This window comes from Enterococcus canintestini (assembly GCF_001885735.1).
Lineage (GTDB): Bacteria > Bacillota > Bacilli > Lactobacillales > Enterococcaceae > Enterococcus_C > Enterococcus_C canintestini.
The window spans coordinates 33,401-58,141 of record NZ_JXKG01000003.1; the positions used below are offsets into that span (position 1 = coordinate 33,401).

The 24,741-nt window shown below is 37.4% G+C and carries 18 protein-coding genes and 1 pseudogene; 4 read left to right on the forward strand and 15 right to left on the reverse strand.

Annotated elements, in window-relative coordinates:
• Positions 1-90 precede the first annotated feature (90 nt).
• The 3 genes and pseudogenes from RU96_RS03025 to RU96_RS13460 form a co-directional block, all read right to left on the reverse strand.
• The gene (locus RU96_RS03025) at positions 91-1,434 is read right to left on the reverse strand and encodes an MATE family efflux transporter (RefSeq protein WP_084035448.1); all 1,344 of its coding nucleotides are present in this window, start codon (positions 1,432-1,434) and stop codon (positions 91-93) included.
• A gap of 530 nt (positions 1,435-1,964) precedes the next feature.
• On the reverse strand, positions 1,965-2,463 hold a 499-nt coding region (locus RU96_RS13525; protein ID WP_143350944.1), incomplete at its 5' end, for an LPXTG cell wall anchor domain-containing protein.
• A 1-nt stretch (position 2,464) separates the two neighbouring features.
• Positions 2,465-5,932: pseudogene (locus RU96_RS13460) on the reverse strand (SpaA isopeptide-forming pilin-related protein); the annotation flags it as partial.
• A gap of 418 nt (positions 5,933-6,350) precedes the next feature.
• Between RU96_RS13460 and RU96_RS03040 the strand changes: the two are divergent.
• Positions 6,351-7,328, forward strand: coding sequence for an alpha/beta hydrolase (locus RU96_RS03040; RefSeq protein ID WP_071864077.1), 978 nt, complete (start codon positions 6,351-6,353; stop codon positions 7,326-7,328).
• 159 nt (positions 7,329-7,487) lie between these two features.
• Here RU96_RS03040 and lepB (RU96_RS03045) read toward each other — a convergent pair whose 3' ends face one another.
• From lepB (RU96_RS03045) to RU96_RS03090, 10 genes are all read right to left on the reverse strand, one after another.
• Complete coding sequence (gene lepB, locus RU96_RS03045; RefSeq protein ID WP_071864078.1) at positions 7,488-8,162, reverse strand: signal peptidase I; 675 nt, start codon at positions 8,160-8,162, stop codon at positions 7,488-7,490.
• A gap of 5 nt (positions 8,163-8,167) precedes the next feature.
• On the reverse strand, positions 8,168-8,785 hold the full coding sequence (gene lepB / locus RU96_RS03050; protein WP_071864079.1) for a signal peptidase I: 618 nt from the start codon (positions 8,783-8,785) through the stop codon (positions 8,168-8,170).
• Between the two features lie 11 nt (positions 8,786-8,796).
• A complete protein-coding gene (locus RU96_RS03055) occupies positions 8,797-9,456 on the reverse strand; it encodes a hypothetical protein (protein ID WP_071864080.1) in 660 nt (219 codons plus the stop codon).
• Positions 9,457-9,468: 12 nt separating this feature from the next.
• Positions 9,469-10,560, reverse strand: coding sequence for a WxLIP family cell surface protein (locus RU96_RS03060; RefSeq protein WP_071864081.1), 1,092 nt, complete (start codon positions 10,558-10,560; stop codon positions 9,469-9,471).
• 91 nt (positions 10,561-10,651) lie between these two features.
• Entirely contained in the window at positions 10,652-11,410 is a 759-nt protein-coding gene (locus RU96_RS03065) for a WxL domain-containing protein (protein ID WP_071864082.1), read from the reverse strand.
• 19 nt (positions 11,411-11,429) lie between these two features.
• Positions 11,430-12,194 carry a WxL domain-containing protein gene (locus tag RU96_RS03070; protein WP_071864083.1) on the reverse strand — a complete coding sequence of 255 codons (765 nt, stop codon included), beginning with the start codon at positions 12,192-12,194 and terminating at the stop codon, positions 11,430-11,432.
• Entirely contained in the window at positions 12,191-12,550 is a 360-nt protein-coding gene (locus RU96_RS03075) for an EF2685/EF0750 family sortase-dependent surface protein (protein ID WP_071864084.1), read from the reverse strand. The genes RU96_RS03070 and RU96_RS03075 overlap by 4 nt, the downstream gene beginning before the upstream one ends.
• A gap of 17 nt (positions 12,551-12,567) precedes the next feature.
• Positions 12,568-16,758, reverse strand: coding sequence for a pectate lyase-like adhesive domain-containing protein (locus RU96_RS03080; RefSeq protein WP_071864085.1), 4,191 nt, complete (start codon positions 16,756-16,758; stop codon positions 12,568-12,570).
• A gap of 70 nt (positions 16,759-16,828) precedes the next feature.
• Positions 16,829-18,607 (reverse strand): glucosaminidase domain-containing protein, encoded by a 1,779-nt coding sequence (locus RU96_RS03085; RefSeq protein ID WP_071864086.1) that lies wholly within the window; start codon positions 18,605-18,607, stop codon positions 16,829-16,831.
• Positions 18,608-18,629: 22 nt separating this feature from the next.
• A complete protein-coding gene (locus RU96_RS03090) occupies positions 18,630-19,388 on the reverse strand; it encodes a hypothetical protein (protein WP_071864087.1) in 759 nt (252 codons plus the stop codon).
• A 525-nt stretch (positions 19,389-19,913) separates the two neighbouring features.
• Between RU96_RS03090 and RU96_RS03095 the strand changes: the two genes are divergently transcribed.
• Positions 19,914-20,936, forward strand: a complete 1,023-nt coding sequence (locus RU96_RS03095; protein WP_071864088.1) for an LLM class flavin-dependent oxidoreductase — start codon at positions 19,914-19,916, stop codon at positions 20,934-20,936.
• A 338-nt stretch (positions 20,937-21,274) separates the two neighbouring features.
• Here RU96_RS03095 and RU96_RS03100 read toward each other — a convergent pair whose 3' ends face one another.
• On the reverse strand, positions 21,275-21,580 hold the full coding sequence (locus tag RU96_RS03100) for a rhodanese-like domain-containing protein (protein ID WP_071864089.1): 306 nt from the start codon (positions 21,578-21,580) through the stop codon (positions 21,275-21,277).
• A 250-nt stretch (positions 21,581-21,830) separates the two neighbouring features.
• On the opposite strand from RU96_RS03100, the gene RU96_RS03105 reads away from it, so the two are divergent.
• Entirely contained in the window at positions 21,831-22,016 is a 186-nt protein-coding gene (locus RU96_RS03105; RefSeq protein WP_071864090.1) for a hypothetical protein, read from the forward strand.
• 69 nt (positions 22,017-22,085) lie between these two features.
• The gene (locus RU96_RS03110; protein WP_071864091.1) at positions 22,086-22,994 is read left to right on the forward strand and encodes a diacylglycerol/lipid kinase family protein; all 909 of its coding nucleotides are present in this window, start codon (positions 22,086-22,088) and stop codon (positions 22,992-22,994) included.
• Positions 22,995-23,151: 157 nt separating this feature from the next.
• Here the strand turns inward: RU96_RS03110 and RU96_RS03115 are convergent, their stop codons facing one another.
• The gene (locus RU96_RS03115; RefSeq protein ID WP_071864092.1) at positions 23,152-24,615 is read right to left on the reverse strand and encodes an aldehyde dehydrogenase family protein; all 1,464 of its coding nucleotides are present in this window, start codon (positions 24,613-24,615) and stop codon (positions 23,152-23,154) included.
• Positions 24,616-24,741 lie beyond the last annotated feature (126 nt).

The following is a 24,741-nucleotide window of genomic DNA, read 5'->3' on the forward strand; positions in this document are numbered from 1 at the left end:
GTTCAAATTGGAAATTTTATTATCCATTAGGAAGTAAAATTAAGCTTAAAATCTACAGCTAAATTACAGCACAACTTATCACGTTATTTCTTAGTCAAATAGCTTTTTTGTTTTATATCGAGATAACATTACCAAAGATACAATTGCACCAGCTAAATCAGCCAGAGGCGTTGCAGTCCACACACCCGCTAAGCCAAAGATGCGAGGCAATAATAACAGACAAATTACCAAAAATACAAACGTCCTTAAAAAAGATAGTATCGCAGATAATTTGCCATTAGATAAAGCTGTAAAAAATGCTGTTGTAAAGACACCAATCCCACTGAAAAGAAAGCTAAATGAAAACAACTTAAAACCATTTAAAGCTATTTTATATGCTTCCGTTTCTGCAGGAGCATATAAACTCGTTATTAATGGCGCTCCTATAAAACAAATGAAAAAAATAAAAATTGAGATTGTAAAGATATACTTAAAACAAAGGCGCATAAGACGCTGAAGTTCTTTTTTATTTTTTGCACCATACTGATAACTTAAAATCGGTGCCACTCCCATTGAAAAACCTAAAAACAATGTTGTAAAAAGATACTGGGTATTTCCGATAATAGTATTTGCTGCTACACCTTCTCCGCCGGCAAATTCAATCAAGGTTCTATTCATAATGAAAATGGTAATCGCAATTGCCATCTGTGTAATTAGCTCGGATACGCCATTATAGCAACAAAAGAAAAATTCTTTAACCTGTATTTTAGGCTTGGTAAAATGTAGTTCGCCTTTTGAAATGAAGAAAAAAATAATTCCCGCCAAAGCAGAAATTAAATAACCAATTCCCGTTCCCAAGGCGGCACCTAAAACTCCTAGATTGACTATCGCAATAAAAAAATAATCCATGATAATATTCATCAATCCCGCACCAATCATTACAAATAAGCCAAAACCTGGCTTTCCAGCTGTCACGAAAAGGTTTTGAAATAGCACTTGAATCAGCACCATAGGAGCAAATAAAATCAAAATTCCAAGGTAGTCCATTCCATAATGCAAAACTTGTTGATTAGCTCCCAACAACAAAACAGTTTCTTCCAAGTAAAAAAGGACACCCATGGTAATAATAATTCCCAAAATAGTTGCAATTAAAATTAAAGCTGAAAAATTCTGACGGGCTTCATCAGATTTTCCTTCCCCCATTTTTTTAGCTATCAAAGCACTACCCCCAGTAGCAAACATCGTTCCTAATCCCCACATTAAACTTGTTAGTGGCAAAACAATATTTATCGCAGATAGTGCGGTTGTATTCACAAATCGTGCTATAAATACAGCATCTAAACCTGTATAGATCGCATTAAATAACATCATTGACATAGTTGGTAGCGTAAATAAAATTAAAGAGCGCATTGTGTAACGTTTTGCTAAAATATTTATTTCATTCATACTGCTCATTTTTTCCTCCAAATTTCAATTGAATTTACCAAGCAGCAAAAAAAGCATGACACTAAGCCATGCTAAAAAATATCATATCTATGCAAAGAAGACGTCGGCATAAATACATTTCTGCAAGGCATAACAAAAAAACATCTAGTGTTTTAGACATTTGTTTTTTTATTAAATCTTTACAGAATTTCCGACAAACAAGACAGCTCCTTCTTCTAACTATTATAGTATTTAATTATTCCATCTAAATACCTATCTGTCAACATTACTAAAATTAAATTTGATACCTACTCTTGGCTTCATCAACTTCCCTTCTTCATTTAAACATTTCTTTAAAGAAAGATAGCAAAGCGCATACTAAAATCACTCAATTGAATTTTTTGACATATTTTTTAGTAGGCTAATAAACAAAAAAATGGCTGTACTGGCTTGATTCCTTCTAAAAATCATACAATTTCTTCCTAATAAAAACCGCACCAAAAGTCCGCTTTAAAGAGCACTTTTGGATGCGGTTTTTAGAATTTAATTTTGCCTAGTCATTATTTATTTTTTCGATAAAACAGATAAGCTACTCCAGCTAATAGCCCCGTTCCACCAATCACCAAATACCAGTTTGGCTGATCTCCTGTTTTAGGATAATGGGTATTAGTTGAGCTGGTGGGTCTATTGGTGGTTGCATCAGACTTCCCTGGCGTAGAATTTGTCGTACTTGTCGTTGAATCTGTTGTCGTTGTGCTATCTGTCGTACTTGTCGTTGAATCTGTTGTTGTGCTATCTGTCGTACTTGTCGTTGAGTCTGTTGTCGTTGTGCTATCTGTCGTGCTTGTCGTTGAATCTGTTGTTGTTGTGCTATCTGTCGTGCTTGTCGTGGAATCTGTTGTTGTTGTGCTATCTGTCGTGCTTGTCGTTGAGTCTGTTGTTGTCGTGCTATCTGTCGTGCTTGTCGTGGAATCTGTTGTTGTCGTGCTATCTGTTGTACTTGTCGTTGAGTCTGTTGTCGATTCAGTCGTTGAATCTGTTGTCGACTCTGTTGTCGACNCGTGCTATCTGTTGTACTTGTCGTTGAGTCTGTTGTCGATTCAGTCGTTGAATCTGTTGTCGACTCTGTTGTCGACTCTGTTGTCGACTCTGTTGTCGACTCTGTTGTCGACTCTGTTGTCGATTCTGTTGGTGTTTCCTTTTCATTCACCATATTTAACAACAGGACTTGTGTCTCATTTTCTTGGGTCAAACTAAAAGTTAACGGTGTTTGATCAAGAACATAGCCTGGCAAAGTTTTTTGTTCGACAAATTGATAATCTCCAAAAGGTAAATCTTTGACAAAAATACGGCCATTTTCATCTGTCGTATAAGTACCCAATGCCGTACCATCCGCTTTTTCCAAACTGAAAACAACGCCACTCATTACCATGTCACTCGTATCTCTTTTTTCAAGGGCAACTTGGCCTGTAGTAGTAGTTTTCTTTTGGTTTGTAATCGTTAGCGTCTCTTCATCTGTTTCGGCGTTACCGACAAAGAGATGATACATTTTTCCATCAAGTTGATAGCCAGCGGGCGCTTTTGTTTCAATTACGTCATATTTGCCAAAGGGTAGATTGTCAAAATAAGCTTCCCCTTGTTCATTTGTGGTGGCCTTATGACTAAACTCTCTTTCATGATCGTTACGAATGGCAAATTCTGCCCCTGCGAGTGGTGTGCCACTTTCATCTGTTTTAATGATTTTACCACTACCAAGTTGGACTGCGGTCTTCACATTTGTCCACTTTTCAACCGTCAGCAAATTTTCTTCATCATAACCGACGCTAACTTTTTTAACCAGATTGGTACTTCCATAGCCAAGGGGGGCTTTTAATTCCCGCACTTCATAAACGCCTTGGGCTAAATCATCAAAACGTACCATACCGTTAGCATCTGTTTCTTTTTCATTATATTCTCTTTGACCTAATGCGCGTACCCCAAAAATTGCCCCTGGGAGTGCTGCACCAGTATCTTGATCGGTTTTCTTAATTTGTAAAGAACCTGTCTTGAAGACTTCTTTTTGGTTGGTCCAGTTGCCAATATTGACATCTTGTCCTTTTTCACTGACTTTTACAATTAATGGTCGGGGTGTCAATTCATAGCCCGGAATAGCTTTTAATTCAGCTACCGTATAAAATGCGCCTGCTTTTAGATCGGTAAATTGGACTACACCCTGACTATCCGTCTTTTTGGTGATAAAATCTCGTTGTCCTAATTCCCGCACCCCAAACTCAACGCCAGCTAAGGCTTCTCCTGTCGTGGCATCAATTTTTTTCAGTTGAATGCTCCCTTTTTTTGCTACTTTAGCTTTATTTTCAAAGTTAATCACTTTCTTTTGCTCTTGACCATCCACATAAACAATTTGCGTTTGTGGCGCAATTTCATAACCTTCTGGTGAAGTTAATTCAACAAGTTCATAAAAACCAGGTAGAAGATCACCAAATTCAGCATTACCATTTGCATCTGTTTCTTCTTTGATAAAATCATGTTCCCGCAATCCTCTTAAACCAAAGACTGCACCAGATAAGGATGCCTGATTTTCAGAATCAAATTTATGAATCTCAAGGCCAACTTTCATCATCAGTTCTTTTTTGTTTTCTAAGGTCAGTTGAATTGTTGTTTTTTCTTCATTAATCGTCACTGCATGAACAGTTGTAGATAATTGATAACCTGCGGGGGCTTTTGTTTCTACTACTTCATATTCACCATAGGCCAAATTATTAAAGCTTAAATCGCCGGCTTCATCTGTTGCTTTCACCGCGATAAAATCGGTGTCCCCTTTTTTACGAATACCAAATTCAGCTCCAGCAAGAGCTGTTTTATTAGCGGCATCTTCTTTGTGCAACTGCACTTCCCCGTCTTGTTCTTGTTCAATCTCTGGTAACCACGGATTATAGAAGTTATGGATCTCCATGCCGTCACGTTGATGTAAATTTTTGGCAAAAACGTAACCGTTAATACTACCTGAGTGATAAACTATCGTCGCATTAGGAGCGATCATACTCCCAATGGTAAAACTATGGTAATAATTTTTGCCATTATCTTTACCGTAGTTATCCGACCCATCTTCTGCAATACCAGGGTGTGATGTGTCAGGATAAGAACCGTCATCTTCTAAATAATTTGTAATGCTTTGCGCATTGGGAAAATAAAAGGCAACTTTACTGGCTAATTGACTATACGTCCCCACATCTTGTTGAACAGCACCAGCAATACTGGTTCCATTCATCACAACTTTTGTAGCTGCGGAACTGACAATAATTTGTTTGTAACGATTCCCTTGGAGATATTCTGCGGGAATAGAAAGTGTTTTAAGCTCTAAAGAATCTTGGGTACTCGTTGGTTTTAAAATCAATACTTGGGCGTCACTTTTTGAAGTGACTAAGTTAAAATTGTCCCCTTCATAAACGGTTTCCCCTAAATTAGTTGTCACTTGCGTTAATTTTTCAGTTAACTGGTCTTGTTGTGCTTGCAGTTTAGCAAACGCACTATCAATGACACTGTCACTCGTTTTGTAAGCAATAGCTGAAAACCATTCCCCTAAATTTTTATAAATCCAATCGTTCATATTCATCCGGCCCACTAGCCAGCCTTGCGTTTTCTCATCATTCGTCCGATTTTCGACGACTGGTTTTACCCAATCATTTTTGGCGCGATTATCAATTTTACCCCCAATCAAGACATTGACGTACTGATCTGGTCGAATCGGGTCTCCAATTGTCGTGTTCACTTCCCGAAATGAAGCACCATAAGTAAATGTTTGCAAATCATCAGGAAAAACGCTATCGCCTTTTACCGCTAATGCGCCTTCAGTATCCGCCATATTTGCCGAATGTTGTCCGGTTAAATAAGCATTGTAATCCCAAAGATTTCCTAACTTATCTTCATCTTCTGCTGGTAATTCTGGGACAGTTGCTCCTTTTACCGCTTTACTTGTTGCTTTTTCTTGTGTTGTTTGAGACGTACTTTGATTAGTTATTTGCTTTGTTTGTGGTGTACGTGTACTTTCACTGACACTTGTACTTTCTTTACTGCTGGTGGCAGTTTGATTTTGCGCAGTTTGTGTACTCGTTTGCGCTCCGCTGGTAGCCGTCGCTGGTATATCTTTAGTTGTCGTAGTATTTTTTGCTGCAATATCAACCGTCACAGACTCTACATCATTTTGATTTGTACCTTGTTTGGCGCTAATCGTGTATTTCCCGACCGCATCTACCTTGTAATGATATGTAACAATACCAGCCATCACGTTCTTTTTAGTCAATTGCAATCCTGTATCTGGCGTCACCGTAACCATTAAATTATCAGGATTTGCAGTTGTTACCAATAATTCACCTTGATCTGTAACTTGTGTCGGCTGTGGCTGAAATGTTAACGCCAATTTTTGATCTGCAGCCAGTACTGATCCAGAAAAAATAACAGGCAATAAAATTGGTAAAACCAACATTGCCGCAAAAAGAAACTTACCCAACCTTTGAACCTTTCTTTTCATGCTAATCCCCCCTTTTTTGCGAGTATATAATTCTAAAATCGATCTTTCAAGTAATTACCATTTTGGCAAGAAAACGATCCCAAGAAGTGGGTTATTACCGCCATAATTCAAACTTTTTGACAAATTAATTTTTGCTAGCTTTAAGACTAAAACTTAGAAAAACATGTAAAAAAAACGGTTAAAATAACGAACAAAAAATAGAATTTAAAATTCATCAAAACCGCACAAGTATGATTGATTCAATTTTATTTCGAATTTATTTCCAATATAAACCTCTTTAAAAAGAGTCCGCCTAAATATCTTAGTTACTAATTATTTCGTTAAATTAAGTTCTTTTATCTCTATCTAGATAAATAAAATCAAACAATTTTTTCTCGCCTTTTATTAATGGTACACTGTAGAAAAAGGAGCGTAGCAGATGAAATTCAAATTGAGTCATTTAGATAAGCAACTACGTGTCGTAGGTGGCCTTTTGCAGCCTATCACACAAGTAAAATCACCCAAAACTTTCAAAAAAGTCCAATGGCTTTATAAAAAACTTTATGCCAAAAAAAGACCCAAAAGTGACGACATTTTTTATCGTGAAGAATGGATTAAAGGAAACGCCGGCAATAAGATTCGTCTTTGTATTTACGGCCCTAAAAACCCCACGACAACAAAGCCAATCACCGGGCTACTTTGGCTCCATGGCGGTGGCTATGCCAATGGCTTGCCAGAACAAGAAACAGGAACAATCGAAGAATTTATTCATACAAGTGAGACAATCGTAATTGCGCCAGACTATCGTCTATCTATTGAAGCACCTTTTCCTGCGGCTTTAGAAGATGCTTATGCTAGCCTTTTATGGATGAAAAACAACGCAAAAACGCTTGGTATCAATGAAAACCAATTATTTATTGGTGGCGAAAGTGCAGGCGGAGGTCTGACGTGTTGTCTTTCGGCTTATGCCAAAGATAAAGGTGAAGTAAACATTGCCTATCAGATACCACTTTATCCAATGTTAGATGACCGGATGCAAACACCTTCAATGCAAGATAATAATGGGCCTTTGTGGAATATCACCTCCAATAAAACTGCCTGGAAACTCTATCTAGGTACAGCTTTTAAAACAGATGATGTTTCTGTTTACGCTGCGCCAGCCCGTCTTAACACCTACGCAGGATTACCGCCGACTTATTCTTTTGTAGGCCGCGAAGAACCTTTTTATGATGAGACCAAAAATTATATCGAGCAGTTGCAAAAAGCCGGTATAAAAGCGCAGCTAGACGTCTATCAAGGCGTATTTCACGCTTTTGATTTAGTCGTTCCTAAAGCCAAAATTTCCAAAAAAGCCCATCATAACTTGATGAAAAATTACAAAATGGCAACAAAAACGTTTTATCAAAGCCAAAATTAATTTATTTTTAGTTTCACCCTTTTTGCGACCCTGATCTCAACTCTAAAAGTAAATTTTTGCAATCAAAAAAGACGAAATAGGCTACTGTGTTAGCTTGCTAAAATCCATCTTCTTTTAGCAAGTACAGTCAGACTAACTCGTCTTATTTTTTTGATTAAATTAGTGGACTATTTCTATTTTATTGAGTGGATAAAAGCGAAATTTCATTACCCCTTCAAGATTATTTTTGGGGATAAGACCTAAGACGCGGCTATCTGCCGAATTTTTACGATTATCTCCTAAAACCAAATAATAGTCTTTCGGAATTTGGGTTTTATTACGTAAGTTATCTGCCACTTTTTTATCCAACTGCAAAACTTCCGTACTGTCCGGTAAATTACTGGTATAGCGCATAGCTTCAAAATCTTCTACAATACTTTTTTGGAAAAATAAATACATATTCGTTCCTTGAATTACAAATTTATCACCTGGCATTGCGATGACCCGTTTAATATAAGTTTCTTCTGTATTCTTTTCATCCGGACGAAAGGTAACGATATCAAAACGTTGAATATTTTGTGTTTTTTTTATTAGAATACGATCGCCGTTTGCTAAGGTTGGCAGCATAGAATTGCCAACAATTTGATGGGCTTTGTAGTTGGTCAAAAAGAAAATACAAAATGCAATCGCTACAAATAATAAAAAGTAATCCCAATACTTTTGTAATCGTTGCTTTCGACGGTGACGTAAAATAAGGGCGATTTGAGCTTGTGACAACTTTTTACGCTTTCTTTTTTGAGTCATTGTAGGCGATGTAATTTGTGATTTTTGCTGCTTTTTCTTTATTTCTGCCATCACCTTCAACTCCTAAACTGCATCATACCATATGCGGAAATAGGAAAAATTATTCCACTGGCAACGCCTAAAATATTTTCTTTGGCAATCAGACCATAGTCACGACTATCCATACCAAAACTACGGTTATCTGCCAAAACCAAATAATGATTTTCAGGAATTCGTTGCTTTTTTGTTCCACGAATATCCTGCAACGTAAAATTTTGCGTCAATTGATAATCTTGTTCTTTAGCTGCTAATAACTCCTCACTTAAGAAGCGTTCAGGTATTTCGCGACTTCCCACGTATAAAATATCGTCGTAATAACGAATATCTTCTCCCGGTAAACCAACTACTCGCCGAATTGCTTGTTTGTTTTGCCCAGGGATGTCAAACGCGATTAAATCAAAGCGCGTAATCTCTTTATGTTTGGCTAAAAGTAAATGATCCCCTGCTTGCAAATTAGGCAACATGCTAAAATCTTCAACTTGCCAAACACGAAAGAATGCTAAGAAAGTACCGATTACCAATAGACTAAAAATCAGGATTGTAATCAGACTATCCCGCCAAATTTGCTGACGCCTTTTTTGCTCAATATGACGAGCTAGGATACTAAGTTGATAGGGCGTTAATTTCTTTTTCATCATTAGCCCTCCTATTCTTGTTGGAGGGCAGTTTTATTGACCTTGAAGTGCTCAAAAACTTTTTCCTGGGCTAATTGCGTTCTTTTTATATCATTTAAATAACCGGTATTGACATCTTCTGTTTTTAGCTGGGTAATGGAAAGTCCAGCTAAATTAATTCCTAATTGTTTCATGCGGGTGTAGAGTTGTTTTAAGACCAATTTTTCTTCTTTTCCTAATCTTGGTTCGGGAACATTTGAGCCATAACTAACCAAACGCGAAGACAGTTCATAAATAGTCGCTTGCGTCTTTTTTTCATTGCTACTATTAGGAAGTTCGGTTAATTGTTTTTCCAATTCTTGCAAGATAAAATAGCCTTGCACTACATTTTCTGAGTCTTTGGCGGTCAAACTGGTAGATTGGTGATACTGAATATAAAAGCTTCCACCAGCAAAAACTGCTGCAAAGATCACCGCAAAAAGCGCGTGATTTCTTTTTTTACTAATTTGATTCGTCAATTCCAGTCGATACTCTAGCCAAGCACGTCGCTGTTTTTTGTTGGGCTTTAGTGCACTAACTTTACTTAACTTTTGACTACCTACAGTCCAGCCAACTAGTGAAATAACTAAGAAAATTACCGCGAAAATAGCCAGTGATAAGAGGATGACAAAAAGCCAATCAAGTAGTTCCATCACTACCTCCCCCTATTCTTTTTTCTTTTTCGCTGCTAATTTTTTGGCAATTAATTCTTTTTTACGACGCTCTTTATTCATTTTGCGGACAATTAAATAAATAAGCAGCAACACCAGTAATAGACCGCCGACAATTAGTAAAATCAAACGCCAGTTCAGACCTGGTTCTTGTACCAAGGTTAAATCGCGTGCATTGTATTTATCTGCTTCTTCATCGGTAATGGTGAATTTTTGCTCCCATTCCCACCGGCCACCTGCTTCCGTTGTTACTAAAATTTTAGCTCGATAATCTCCCGGCACCATTTCCGAACCTTCTAAACTAATCGGAAAATCAATCATCGAGTTTGGGGCCATGCGCATTTGCGATTTTTTCGCATCATATACTACTTCATCGGCATCTGCTTTCATAATCTGCACATCTGTCGTCATACCATCAACAAAATCTGGTTGGATATTGGAATAATTCACATTGATCACATTGCGATGATTTTTAGATGTTGCATAAACCCGATTTAATTTCATTTCTTGTTTTATATTATCTGTTTTCTTCTCACTTAGTAACATGCCGGTTAGATAGGCAAACTTATTGACTACCATTCCTTGTTGGCTTTGGGATTTTGCCCCTTCCGCATCTTTTTCTTGTAATAAAATACCACCAGCAATATAGCCTTCAAATTCTGATTTAGGCATTGCAATTTCAATATTTAAATCTTCTGATGAATTAGCCGCCAGTTTGACTTCTTTTGGTACTTTTACAACCGATTCAAAAGGATATTTTAATGATTTGTCATTTTCAATCGCATTATTACTATACTCAATCACACCACCACTGTTGGTTTTTCCACCATAGGCTCCCACCAAAATGGTGATTTCTTTGTCACCTGTATTGTTCAACTTTATTTTGACTGTCTGTTTTTGTTCTGGTTTCATTAACAAATCAAAATAGCCGACACCTTTATCTATTTGATTTTCCGGTCGAATGACTTCATAAGAGAAGCCACCTTCCACCTCACCGCTCTCATCAGCGTAACTGATAGTTGCATTTCCGAGAAATAATCCTGTTATGTAGACTAAGATTATTCCCAACCAGGCCTTTTTATTCATGGTACACACCCCTTTAGTCATTAAATCAGACGGCTACTTGAAAATGACCACACACCGCAGCCGTCTGAATGGTAAAACTATGTCTTACAAATTATCGTGCATCACCAATTGTCCACGTAACCTCACCGGTATATTCACCTTCTTGCATATTTACTGCAGCCGGTACTTTTAAGGATACGCTATCGTAATTATCATAATTATCATTTTCATCGTAACCAAAAACTAAATCAAATAGACCACGACCGCCATCTGCATCTTGATTGTTGTTTACTATTTCAACCGGCTCATCTGAAATTTCAACACTCGTTTTAACTCCAGTTTGAGGAACTTGTGCGGTTGGTGTTGGTGTTACTGGCAGAATAGAAATATCGTTATAAAGAATCGAGGCACCCTCTAATGTACTACTCGCATTTGTTTCGTGTGTAAATGGTGATGTCAGTTGCGCCATAATACTATGATGATTTTGTTGACCGTCTGCCCGAATATCCATATAGCGAACAAAATGCGCCATTGTTACATCATCTTCTGTACCTGTTGCTTTGGTTGTAAAAGGTTTCGCTAAATATTCGCGATCCGCATTCCCGACTGGAATTGAATGCGTGTCAAAGTCTAAATCCGTTACCGATACAATCATTAATGGCCCTTTATCTGGGTTAATTTCGGGTTCATCAATTTCAGGTTCATCTTTTCCTGGTGGTGTTACTTCAGGAATTTCTGGATTACTTTGGTCAAAGCGAATCACACCTTTTCCCGTAACTTCTTCTGGGGCTGCATTTGCGACTGGGGCAACCACGCCTAACGCCAATGCTCCTAGTAATGCTGTGGTAGTTAATTTTGTAATGTTTTTCATCTTCTTTTCCTCCAATTTTTTATGGTAACTCAGATAAAATCCAAGTTAGCTCCGTTTTATAAGGTTTACCGATAACTTTTTCTGTTCGTCCTGGGACTGTCAGTTGGATAGCAGAATTTAAAAATAATGGTTTGTTAAACGTATCGTGCATAATTACTTGATCGTCACGGTCAAGTCGCGGTTCTAAAGTATTTTTTACACCCTGCGAATTATTTTGTGATGCGCCAAATGAGATAAACCAAGTACCATCACCTGTGCCTTTTTTGGCATTGGCGATTTCTTGTGTTTCGCCAATTTTCATTTCAATGATGTCTTTTTTTACAACGGGCGCTTTGTTTTTATCCGAACCATTCGTCCAAGAATAATCAAAAGACAACATCGCACCGTCTAACTCTATATTCTCTGCTGTGGCAAATTGTTTTTCTTGTCTGACACTAACGTTCCACCCTGCCTTTGTTCCTCTGCGATCGGTTACTTGAATAAAGTGTGCTCGTGGCATTGTGTCATCTGCAAACATCATGGCATTTGCTGCATATTTTTGATCATTTGTATCACTTTTTTGCGTTGAAAAGTTTAAACTCGGAACATAATCCAACCGTAATAAATCTGAACTAGGGGGAATTAAATCTTCTGGTTCAATTGGATTTACTGGATTTTCAGGATCGGCTACTTGTTGCTGATCATTAAACTCAATTTTTCCTGTTCCAGCAGTGTCGCTTTGTGCCAATACCACCTGTGGCATCATCAAGCAAAGGAAAGAAGACAGTAAAAAGAATTTTTTCATCCCTTCTCCTCCTTTTTGCGTTTCTTCCAAAAAAGTAACAAGAAGAATAGTAAGATGAGGCCAACACCTGTGTACATCAAACTTTTCTTTATCATTTCCCCTGCAGCAGGGTAACTTTTACCATAAGGTTTTGACGTGCCACTAGGTTTTGCAACTGGTGTAATACTTTGTGACTGTTGCGTGGATTCAACACTTCCTTGTTCTCCTGCTTCAAATACAATCACACCTTCTGTCGTTACACTTTGCGATTTTTGGCCTTGTTCTTCGGCGTAAAATTCACCAAAGGATGTAAACAACGCAAGAAAAATAACGGCGGTTGTTACAATTTGTTTAAGACTAAAAATTCTACGCTCCATTTTTTCTCACGTCCTTTCTACCTTGCATCCCCTAATGTCCAAAGAATTTCTGCCTGGTAATCGCCGAGTTTTTTGACATTGGCAGCTGTTGTTTCAAATTTCAACCCAGGTCCGTTTTCATCCCAAGTATCACTAATGTTATATTCTGATTGATCCTCAGCATGCTGCGCTGAATAAACTGCTTCTGCTTCATCGTGAAGTACCACTGCTGAATTTTCTTCAGTAGTTTTTTGATAACTTAAGACATCTGTCAAAACAAAGTTTGGGTCATCAACATCTCCTGCTTGCAAGGTGAAGTCCTTTGTCAAGGTTGCCGTTAATGTCCAGTTAGCTTTTATGCCACGATTATCCCAAATCACTAATGGTTCTTGATATTGTGGTTTATCCACACGAATGTCAGAAAACCAAACTTGATGTGTTTCAAAATCCAATGTTTTAGGATAAGAAGAGATAAATAAAGTACCGTCAAATTCATACTTCACAATTTTACCGGTGGAAGTCACTTCTACTTGATCCTCATCTTCAGGCCTAGTTAAAAGCAAGTAATGTAAATCCTCTGCCTCTTGTAATCCTTTTAAAACAGCTTGCTCTGCCGTTAAATCAACTTTATCGCCTGGAATCTTGTCGCTAATTACGACTGGTGTCACAATATCTTGATCTTTACTATCGACAAATCGAATCGTTAAACTATTATCAAAAATTGTAATTTCCACTGTGATAATCGCTTTATTGCCGGCTTCATCTACTAGTTCAATCAGCAACTCTTTTGGACCTGGAGTTTGTACCATTTCATCAAAATCTTGATTTTCAGCAAATTCCACACTTATCTTGTCTACTTCACTCACATTATCAGTCAAGTTTTTTAAAAATATTTTTGGATCGGCATTTTGAATGGCATTAACATTCCCAATATTAATCTCTGTCGGTTTCGGCTCGGCTGTTGGTGCTGTTTTATCATTAAAAGTTACTTGAATAGTTTTTGAAACTTTATCCGTTCCATTGTCGACAGTTAATGTAATCGTCATTGGTTGTTCTTCATGAGCACTATCGACGATGACTTCTTCCACATCAATACTGACCTTATCTGTATCGGTCACAGAAGTAACTACACCTTCAATCAGTTCCACCGCTTCTACTTGCCCATTTGCTAAAATGAATTCTTTTAATTGATTTTCTGTAACTGCATTTTCCCATTCACTTCGATCCAAACGAAAATCTTCTCCGGTAATTGCAACATTGCCACTTACTTCGCCTTCTACTACAGTAATTGGAATTTCGATTGGTTCACTATCATTTTGGGCTTTATCCGTTAAAATTACATGGACAACTTTACTACCGACAGAACTTACTAAGGTTTCAATTTCATTTGTATCTTCTACCAAGCGAATTTGAAGCTCCTCAGCTTCGGTTACATTATCCTGATACGTACTTAAAAACTTAAATAAATCGACATCTGATCCAATGAGGTAGTCTGCTTTATTTAGCGGTACCAAGGTATGTTTCCCTGTACCAGTCGGAGGTTCCACATCTTTTACTGTCACCACTATTTCCTTTGTGATACTTTCTTGTAACCCATTTTCGACATCTGCCGGTACAATTAACTTAACGGTATATTCTCCAGATGCTGTTGATAATCCACCTAAATCTGCTACTTCAATCTTCTCTGTTACATCAACTTCAGCACCATCTTTTAAATAAAAAGCGCTTGCGCTACTTTCGGCCAAAATAAAATCTTTAATTTCTGCTTCTGTTTTATCTTTTATGTCTGTTGCGTCAATTTCAATATCTTTAGCGTCAATGCCGGTTCCTTCGTCGTAAACAATCAATTTGGCTTCAACTGTAGCTGTATTGCCAGCTGCATCTGTTACATTAATTTCAATCACATGGCCTTCTTTAGTCGGCTGATGAACTAATTCAGAAATATCTGTCTTGTAAGAAATTGCAAATGTTTGATTTTCCATTGGATTTGTATCCTGCACATTTTCTAAAAAGACATCAGCACTAGGTGGCATAACTCCTTTTTCAACAATGTAAGACCGGCCATCAGCAGTCGGTGCAGTTGTATCTTTTACTGTCGTAATCGCATAGTTTTCTTTCCCGTTTAGCCAACCTACAGCCATTATTTTCTGACCAGCAACTAAATTTTCACGCTCATCTTCAGGAACTGTAAATTGATAGTCACCAGTAAAAGAATCCGCAATCGTATGGAAAACCCGCTCATCCCCTTCTAAAGGAGAGGCAACTGCTGGGGTTCCAACTGGTCGATCTAATGGTGGCGGATCATCTTCTGTATAATCATCACGATCAACATAGTAAAAGGTAATAGCTGTTCCATTGCCATACTCTGGATCGGGATTTACCACCCCGCTGAATTCTTTATGAGCATCTTCGTTTGGATTATCCGTAATATCGTTTATGCCAATATTGACATCCTCAATAAATTCAAACAAAACTCGTGAGAAACCGGTATGACTAGCTGGCGGAACACCGCTGCCAGAGCGTCCACTCGTATAATAATTCGCCAAGAAGTCATCCGTAATTGCGTTTGTTACACTTTGACCTAATAAACCCGTCTGATTCGTCCGATTATAGGTCACATCCACACCATAAATTGGTGCCCAAGATTTATATAATACCGTCGGATCAGATTTTAGCCATGTCGAAACTTTTTGAACATCGGCAATAAAATGACCTGGATTTGACATGTTAATCAAGTCGGCATTTGGATTAGCGCGAGCATCTAAATCAATGGAGTAGGCATCAGCGAAGCGAAAAGCCCCCCTGGCTCCAATATCAATCAAATTTCGCGAGCCTGTTCCATCTGCTAACTTAATATTGAAAACTGATTTTCGCCCAATTTCAAAAGTACTATCTCTACCAGCAGTGATGACATCCCGGCTATCGTTCCCTTGGTTTGCCAAGTTAACGTGTAACTCACCTTCATCCCGAACTTTCAGGATTGAATCATTACCGATTGATATCGCATTTCTAGTTCCACCCATTTGGCCGTTGATATTGATATTTACTTTTGCCTTATTGGAAATATCAATGCTTGTGGCGTTAGCAAGTTCTATCCCACCTTTAGTTGTACCATCTGCTGTATTCAAAGTTAATTCCGCTTCGTCTTCTACAATGACATCGCCTTTATCAAGCGCTAAAACATAGTAGCCCAAACCAACATTTTCACCTGTATTTCCAAGAGTAGTAATATTTACTTTAGCTTTCCTTTTCAATAGCGCATAAGCGTCTTCTCCTGAAGTGGAGCCTGTGTTTCCATAGTAACTTGCTAAGATAAAACCATTACCATTTTCAACTTCCACCTCAGTTTCACTATTTTCTTCAAATACAGCGCGAAAAGCTTCTAAACCCGATTGGTTTCCTTGCGTACTAATAATTCTCCCAGGGGTAAAGGGGTCTTCGTAACTATTGACAGATTTAATAGTATTTTTACCAATAAAACGCATGGTCGCTTGATATGAAGCGGTTAGCTGGCCACCTTCATAATAGACATTTTCAATTGCTAATTCTGATTCAAGTGAAGTTGCAGTTCCTATTTGAAAAGGTCCGTAATAATTCGTTCCGTACATCGCTAAATCTTTGACATAAACTTTTCTGACATCACTACTATTGGAGCGCCAACTGTATGACGTCCCATGGAAATGAATCGTATTTCCTAGTCCGTCTACAACAAAATCTACACGATTAACTGGAAGAGTAGGACGATCAGAACTAGACCCTGTTCCAGTCTGAGGATTTGAAAAACTTGCGGTTACTTTAATATAATCCGCATCATTTTTTTCTGCTTCATCTCCTGAAAAGCCATTGGTGACAGCCTTATTAAAATCTGACCAGTTATCTACTTCAATAATCTTCGTCGCAGCTGCTTCTGTACCCCAAACCGCGGTTTCATCTGCTGTGGCTTTTATTAATCGTGCTTTTGATACTTTTTCATCTGATTCATCAGCTTCTTCAACTGTTTCAGATGCTTCAGATGACGAGACTTGTGTTGAGTGATCACGGTTGTCTGAATCGTCAATTTCTTCTAAAATAGCTGAACTAGCAGTAGTTTTTATATTTGTACTATCTGTCGTTTGGACGGTCTGATCTTCACCCGCAAAAATCGGCTGTAAATAGCCAATAACATTTCCAACTAGCAACAAACCCGCAATTGCCATTAAAACAATCAACCCTTTTTTCTCTTTCTTCATTCAATTCTCAACTCCTTTCTATTGTGTTTTTTTGCCCATTGGAGAAAAGCAATGAGCGTATTTTCAACCACTAAATTGTGGTGAAACCTTGGGATATGAAGTCATCTAACCACGGTATTAGCCGTAATTGTTGTCCTTCATATATCAGATAGCCCTCTAAATTATTCCATCGTCTTAAAGATTGCACCGATATTTTAAAGCGTTTCGCTATTTTTGCTAATGTATCGCCGCGTTGAACACTATAAAAACCAGCAGGACGTTGTCTGTAGGCCTTGACGGAATAATTTTTGAAAAAGGGTGTGTTCAATCTCAAAAACAGCTCGTTTCCTGCTGGCTTACTAAAATGCTCAAGGTCTCTTTCAAAATATTTTTCACTATAATGCAATTTTTCTTCTTCTTTTAAACGAATTGTTTTGCCAACTTCTAATACTTGGCCGACCGCTAACAAATAGCTATTTAAATCATTTCGTGAAATGATTTGATGAAGTGGAACTTGATATAATTGACAAATAGAAGCTAATGACTCCCCAGCTTTAACCGTATGGGCGACCGTACTAGACTTTTTATCTACTAATTTATTCGGTTTGGCTGCTTTTTCTTTTGTTGCCGTCAGATTTTTTGCAAGATCGCGCTCATTGTTTTTTGAATTTTCTGTTTTTTCACTCGAGATAGGATTAGTCAAATTTTCAACTTTTACTACCGGAGTATCATAAGCCGTCAAATTATAAGTCCGAATTAAACCATTTAATTTTGCTGCATAGCTAGTATCCGTAGCGTATCTTCCCATTAAAAAGCGGGTCGCATCTTGATAAGATTTCGTATTGCTTTTCCAAACCCCACTATAAAAGTTGTGATTATAAGGAAGTCCCCCACGAATTAATTGAACGTAATCTTCCAATGATTGTTTATATGAAGGATATTTTCTGAAGTTAGCCCGAATGGTATAGTGATTGCCACTACCATCATCTTCTTGGGTGGCAAAATTCACGCTAGTGCCTTTATAACTTCCTTTAATTCCAAATAAATTGTAATTTGGTGGGCTTGCCAGTGAACTGTTTCCTGACGCACTTTCTAAAATAGCTTGCGCTATCATGACAGATGCATATAATCCATGCTTTTGCCCTAACTGTCTAGCATCTTCACCAATGGTTTTCACAAATCGTTGCGTCGTAAAATTGGGTGAAAAAGTATAACTGTTTTCACCAATGGTTACACCACTTGTAGTATTACCATTCGTCGTCGATTTTTTAGAATTTTGACTTTTAACGGGGACAAACAGGGTGCTTTTACGAGCTTTTTTCTTAACAGCTTTGTTTTCTTTTTTAGAGGCTGTAATAGTCTTTTTCTGACTGGAACTTGTGCTAGGTTTAGTAGATTGGGGTGTTTCAGCTGAGTTTGATGTTGTGCTAGCGTTTGTTGCCTCTTGCGTAACCTTGTCTTTTTGTGATTCATCTTTTGCTGAAGTTGATGTTGTAGTTTCGGTACTTTCAGTTGAAGTAGCATCTTCAGTACTTTCTTCTGTTGTTTGCGTATCTTCTGTTGTTTCCAGTTGTTCATCAGTAGTATCACTCGTTTTTTCAACTTCATCATCAGATGATTCGACTTGTTTTTCATCTTCTAACGCTGTTAACTCTGAACTTTTTTCTCCTTCTATTTCTTCTTGTTCAGCTTCTTTTTCCCCATTATCACTAGCTAAGAGAGGAATCTCCTGCTTGTCACTTTCGTTTGTTTCTTTGACTTCATTTTCTTTATCAGCCAAATTTTTTGCATTGACTGGTGTTGATAAAAAAGTGGTAGTAGATGAAGCAATCACAAACGCTCCTGTTAATAGTGGTACGATCTTTTTCATGGATTTTCCCCCCTTACTTTTATTATTTAGTGGCACGATGGGATTGTTGTACTAATTGCTCTAACAATGAAATGGACTCATCACGCATTTTTTCAATGTAATTTTGATAACGTAAGCATCCTTGTTTTAACTCTTCTAGTTCTTCTTCTGATTTCATTTTGAGATCGTGAGCCTCAAATTCAGCTTTACGTACAATTTCTTTGGCTTTAGATTTTGCGGCCAACAAAACATCTGCCAGTTCATTTTTTGTCAGTTCCAATTCATCACGTTCTTGGCTTGATTTTAATGCGGTCAGTTCTGCTTTTACCTGTTGATATTTTTCTTCTAATTCACTGTAAGCATCACTTGTCAGATTGTTTGCTTCAAAATCATCATCTTGTGATTCTTGCTTTTCCAGACGTTGGGTTAATTCCATCGCGCGGTTACTGGCAAATTCTAAATTTGCGGTTAATTGTTTATTTTCAGCTTTTAAAGTTTCTATTTTTTGATTCAGTTGCTCACTTGCTTCTACCCGACCATCATAATCAGCAGGGATTGCCGCCACAGAAGCCAACTCCTGCTCCATTTTTTCAATCGTCGCCTGTAAATCTGCCACTTTAGTCGTTAGTTCTTGCTTTTCTTTTTCCAAAGTTGTGTTTTTTTCTTTTAAGTCGGCAATTTCTTTGGTTAATGCCGCATTTTTTTCTTCTAATTCTTTGACAGTTTCATCGTCACCTTCATCATGGAAACCCAATTCTTCTAGTTCCGCTAACAAATCATCTTTTTTCTTTTTACCAAACATTTTCTTTGCCCCTTTCTTACGTTTATTCCGTCAATTCTATTAGTAAAATTAGCGACCTAAGCTAATTTACCTACCATTCTCCTTTGTTGCAGTCTTAGTATATAAAAATCTCACCCGCTTTTTTTCTCAAAAATATTATAGTTATTTAATAAAAACGAAAAAAACTGCGGTACTTTTCTCAAAAATTCCAGAGACTTCAAAAAAAATTGAGAATTACCAACTATTAGTTGCTTGTCTTTTCAACATTTGTCCATTTTTTGAAATAAAAAATACAACAGTTGTTTTTTATTTCACAATCAAATTTTTATTTTTAAATAAAAAAATTGATTGTATGAAAAACTTTTTTCCTCATAGAAAGTAATAACTATCTAAAAAACATCACTTTTTTAAATAAAAAAATTGAAACATGATATAAATACTACATCTTATTCTTTCCGGCACAATTATTCGTCTTTTAAAAAAAATCGTAGTACACTTTAGATAATTATCAGATGATTCCTGATAAATAAAAGGAGGTTATCCAACATGAAAAAAATTGGTTTTTTGAGTTTTGGTCATTGGATGGATCGCGGTTCATTGGTTAAGACCGCAAGTGATGCCTATTTGCAATCAATTGAATTAGCAGTTGAAGCAGAAAAAATTGGCGTTGACGGTGCTTATTTCCGTGTCCACCATTTTGCCCCTCAAATTGGTTCACCATTTCCACTTCTTTCTGCAATTGGTGCAAAAACAAGTAAGATTGAAGTTGGAACAGGCCTAATTGATATGCGTTATGAAAATCCATACATGATGGCTGAAAATGCAAGTTTAACGGATATTATTACCCAAGGTCGTGTGCAACTTGGGGTGGGCCGTGGTTCACCTGAACAAGTTTTAGATGGCTGGAAATACTTTGGTTATGATTACAGCGAAGAAGAAGTTAAAGAAGTTACTCGGGAACGTACATTGGAATTTTTGGATTTATTAGAAGGCAAGTATTTTGCAGAACCAAATCCACAACCAATGTTCCCTCAAGGCCCTGGTAAATTACGACTTGAACCTTACGCTGAAGGATTACGTCAACGGATTTGGTGGGGTGCAGGTTCTAAAGAAACTGCTATTTGGGCAGCTAAACATGGTATGAATTTACAATCATCCACTTTAGTAAACTATGAAAGTAATGAACCTTTCCATGTGCAACAAGCAAATCAATTACGGGCCTTTAAACAAGCCTGGAAAGAAGCTGGGCACGACTTTGAACCACGAACATTAGTTACACGCTCAATTCAACCCATCACAACTGATTTAGATCGCCAATTATTTGGTCAAGATGGGCAACCACAACAAGATTCGGTCGGTTATTTAGCTTATCACCGCAATCCAACCATTTTTGGTCGTACATTTGCAGGCGAACCAGATAAATTAGTCAAAGAATTGGCAGAAGACGAAGCAATTAAAGAAGCCGATACGGTTTTAATCACCATTCCAAATACTTTGGGTGTTGAATACAACATGCACATTTTAGAAACAATCATGAAAGATGTTGCACCAGAACTAGGCTGGCGTTAATCAGTTTTTAGTTTAGGCACAAAAAAAGCGTCACATACATTATCGAAAAGTAAAGACACTCACTTTTCTTGTTGTATGACGACGCTTTTTACTATTTAATTATCCTTTAGTAGTAGCCTGTCTTTTATCAAAACATGATATTTTTCAGGATTTTCTTGGCAATTGCGCACATCCTTTTCTATTGTACTTCCTCTTAGCTGATGATGACTTACGAAAATCCTACTAAAGAAAATCGTGATAGGCACTGATTTTCTCATCTGTCATTATCACTTATCGCCACTAAATCTATCTTTTCTGATCTGAAAGGCTTTAATAATTTAAAATTATTGTGCTGAAAGTTAGCCTTCAGCGACAACTGCCCCTTGCCATTCCATCATACCACCCAAGATATTCGTAGCCTGGTAGCCTTTAGCTGTTAAAAATTCCCGCGCCAGCTCAGATCGTCTGCCAGAGTGACAAATCACATAATAATGAGTATCTTTAGCCAGTTCTATAAAACGCGTTTCCAATTGACTTAAAGGGATATTTTTTGCATTGGGAATGTGTCCTGCAATAAATTCCTCGGGTTCTCTCACATCAATTATAGCTACATCTTCTGTTTGGATTAGTTTATTAAAATCATCATTTGAAATTGTTTTTTCCATCGGTCTACTCCTTTTACCTTTTCTGTTTCACTAAGTCTAGTGAACGATGGCAAGCAGTCTTTGTCAAACATAATGCCCTTTACTCTTTAAAGCAGTGTAATAATTTAGCATACGCTATAAACGCAACAAAAAACTAAATCTACTCAATATTATGCTAAATTATTTTAAATTTTGAGTTTCACAAGGCGAATTATTCGATTATTTTTTCTAAATAAGGTATTCTACCTAAAAAATAAAGGATTGTTGCATCATGACAAAAACAAATATTACGCAAACTTACCAAGCAAAAATAATCGGTTTAGAAGGTATTCACGATATTATTTTAGTCAAAGAATATCAAAATGTGGCGATTGTCGAATGTTTAGATACCAATGAATTAGCTGTCGCCAAGCGTTGTGATATTATTTCATGTGACACAGAGGAGCTAAAAGAATAATAACGCCCTACAATCGTTTTATTCGTTCCACTATGTAAAAAGTGTTACCCTTAATATGAGGTGATAGCAATGCATTACGCTATTTTTTATAATCCCACGGCTGGACGTGGCAATAACGAAGATACAGCGAAAAAAATCGCGACTAAATTAAAAGCCGCCGGTCATACTTCTGAGCCCTTAACAGCGCCTAATCCCAAAAAAGCGGTCGAAAAAATCTGCCAAGCTGTCACAGAATATGACGGTCTCATTTCCATTGGTGGCGATGGTACGCTTAATTTGGTGGCAACCGCATTTTTACAAGCAAAAAAAACAATCCCATTAGGAATTATCCCGGGAGGCACAATCAATAATTTTGCCAAACGGTGGCAAATTCCCCATGATTTAGATGCCGCTGTGAATTTAATTTTAGACCAACATTTAAAACAAGTGGGGATCGGCGCTTGCCAAGATCGGCAAAAAGCCATTGTCAGTTCCTTGACATTTGGATCGTTAGCAGATATTTCCAACCAAGTTCGGCAAAGTGAAAAACGAAAATTTGGTTTATTAATTTATCCTTTAAAAGGCATTAAACAAATTAGTCAAAAAGCTTCTTACAAAGTGCAGGTTCAAACAGAAGATTTCAACGAAAAAATTAAGGTCTGGATTTTCTTATTAACGACTACGCACTTGGTAGGTGGGATTGATTATGTTCCTTCTAGTCCCCATGCTTTTCACGTTAGTATTTTGCACAATATGCGGCTGGGCAAATTATTTCAATTACTCTTTTTTGTTCTAACTGGTAATTTACGGCAGAAAAAGGCCCATACGCTGACTTATTTAAAACCTAAAAAAATTAAGTTGACACCTTTAGAAAAAAAACAAATTTACAGTCGAATTGACGGTGATAAGGGACCTGTTTTACCTTTAACCATTGAATTTTTAGATGGTTTTTTACCGATATACGCAAAAAAGACACAAGATGACACCTCGAGTAAATAAGGACGAAAAGCACAACGAACTGCTTAAGTTTGCGGCAAGAAGACGGAGCCTATCGACTTTATTTCTTGTGCAATATAATCTTAGCAAACATAAAAACACGAATTCCACTTCTCTTAAAAAAAGCGGAACTCGTGTTTTTTTATCTAGACTGACTTAATTATTCAATGTGCATGTAAATATTTTTTGTTTGGGAATAAGCGTCTAAAATAGTTTTATACGTTTCGCGTCCAATACCCGATTTTTTATATCCGCCAAACGGTGTTCCAGCTGGTAATTCGCCATAAGTGTTGACCCACATAGTACCTGTACGAACCGCTCGAGCAACCCGAAATGCCTTATTAATATTTTCTGTAAAGACACCGCCAGCTAAACCGTAATCTGAATCATTGGCAATTTCAATTGCTTCTTTTTCATCTTCAAATTTAATTACGACAATAACTGGACCAAAAATTTCTTCTTGAGCCACGCGCATATCATTTTTAACATCGGCTAAGATAGTTGGTTTGACAAAGGCCCCTTTTGATAGTGGGCCATCTGTATAGCGTTCGCCACCAACAATCACTTTCGCCCCTTCTTCTTTCCCAATTTTAATATAGTCTAAAATAGTTTCAACTTGTCCTTCATTAATTTGAGAACCCATGACTGTATCTTCTTCCCACGGTAGACCAACGTTCACTGTTTTAAAACTTTCAGCTAATTTTTCAACAAACTCATCGTAAATATCAGCTTGTACTAATAACCGGCTTCCCGCTGAACAAACTTGTCCTTGATTGGTTAAAATGCCATTTTTAGCAAATTCTAAGGCACGCTCTTGGTTGGCGTCACTGAAAATAATGTGCGCTGATTTACCACCCAATTCTAGTGTTGCTGGAATTAAATTCTTGGCAGCACCTTCAGCTACTTTATAGCCCACTTCTGTTGAGCCAGTAAAAGCAATTTTAGCAAAACCTGGATGGGTTAACATATAATTTCCAGATTCAGATCCTTTACCAGTAACAACATTCAATACGCCTTTTGGTAAAAGTGGTCCAATTAGTTTGGTAGCTTCTAATAAACTAAGCGGAGTAGAAGACGAAGGATGAATCACAATCGTATTACCCGCGGCTAAAGCTGGAGCAATTTTCCACGCTGCCATCAGCAAAGGAAAATTCCACGGAACAATTTGTCCTACAACACCAATTGGTTCTTTTAAAACCATCGTCAAGGTATGTTCATCTAACTCTTTAATCGTTCCTTCTTCTGAACGTACCAAGGCCGCAAAATAACGAAAATGATCGATCACTAAAGGAATATCGGCATTTTTTGTTTCACGTAAGGGCTTGCCGTTATCATACGTTTCAACCCACGCTAATTTTTCAGCATTCTCTTCTAAAACATCGGCAATGTCTAAAAGAATTTGGCTGCGTTCTTCAACGCCAGTTTTACTCCACTCAGGAAAAGCAGCACTAGCAGCGGCTACCGCTTGGTCCACATCTTCTTCTTCAGCACTAATAAAAGTTGCTAAGGTTGTTCCATCACTTGGATTTTTAGAAGTTAATGTTTCGCCTTTAACCCCTTTGGTCCATTCACCATTAATGTACATCAAGTATTTTTCGTCTAGCAATTCTGCAGGTTTCTTCATCGAATTCCTCCTCATTTAATTGTTGTCGAAAAGTTACATTAAAACTTTGTTACATCTGTTAACTCCAGTATAAAGAAAAAAGATTGTTATCTTCAAACGTTATGTATCCGCTTTCTTTTTTAGCGT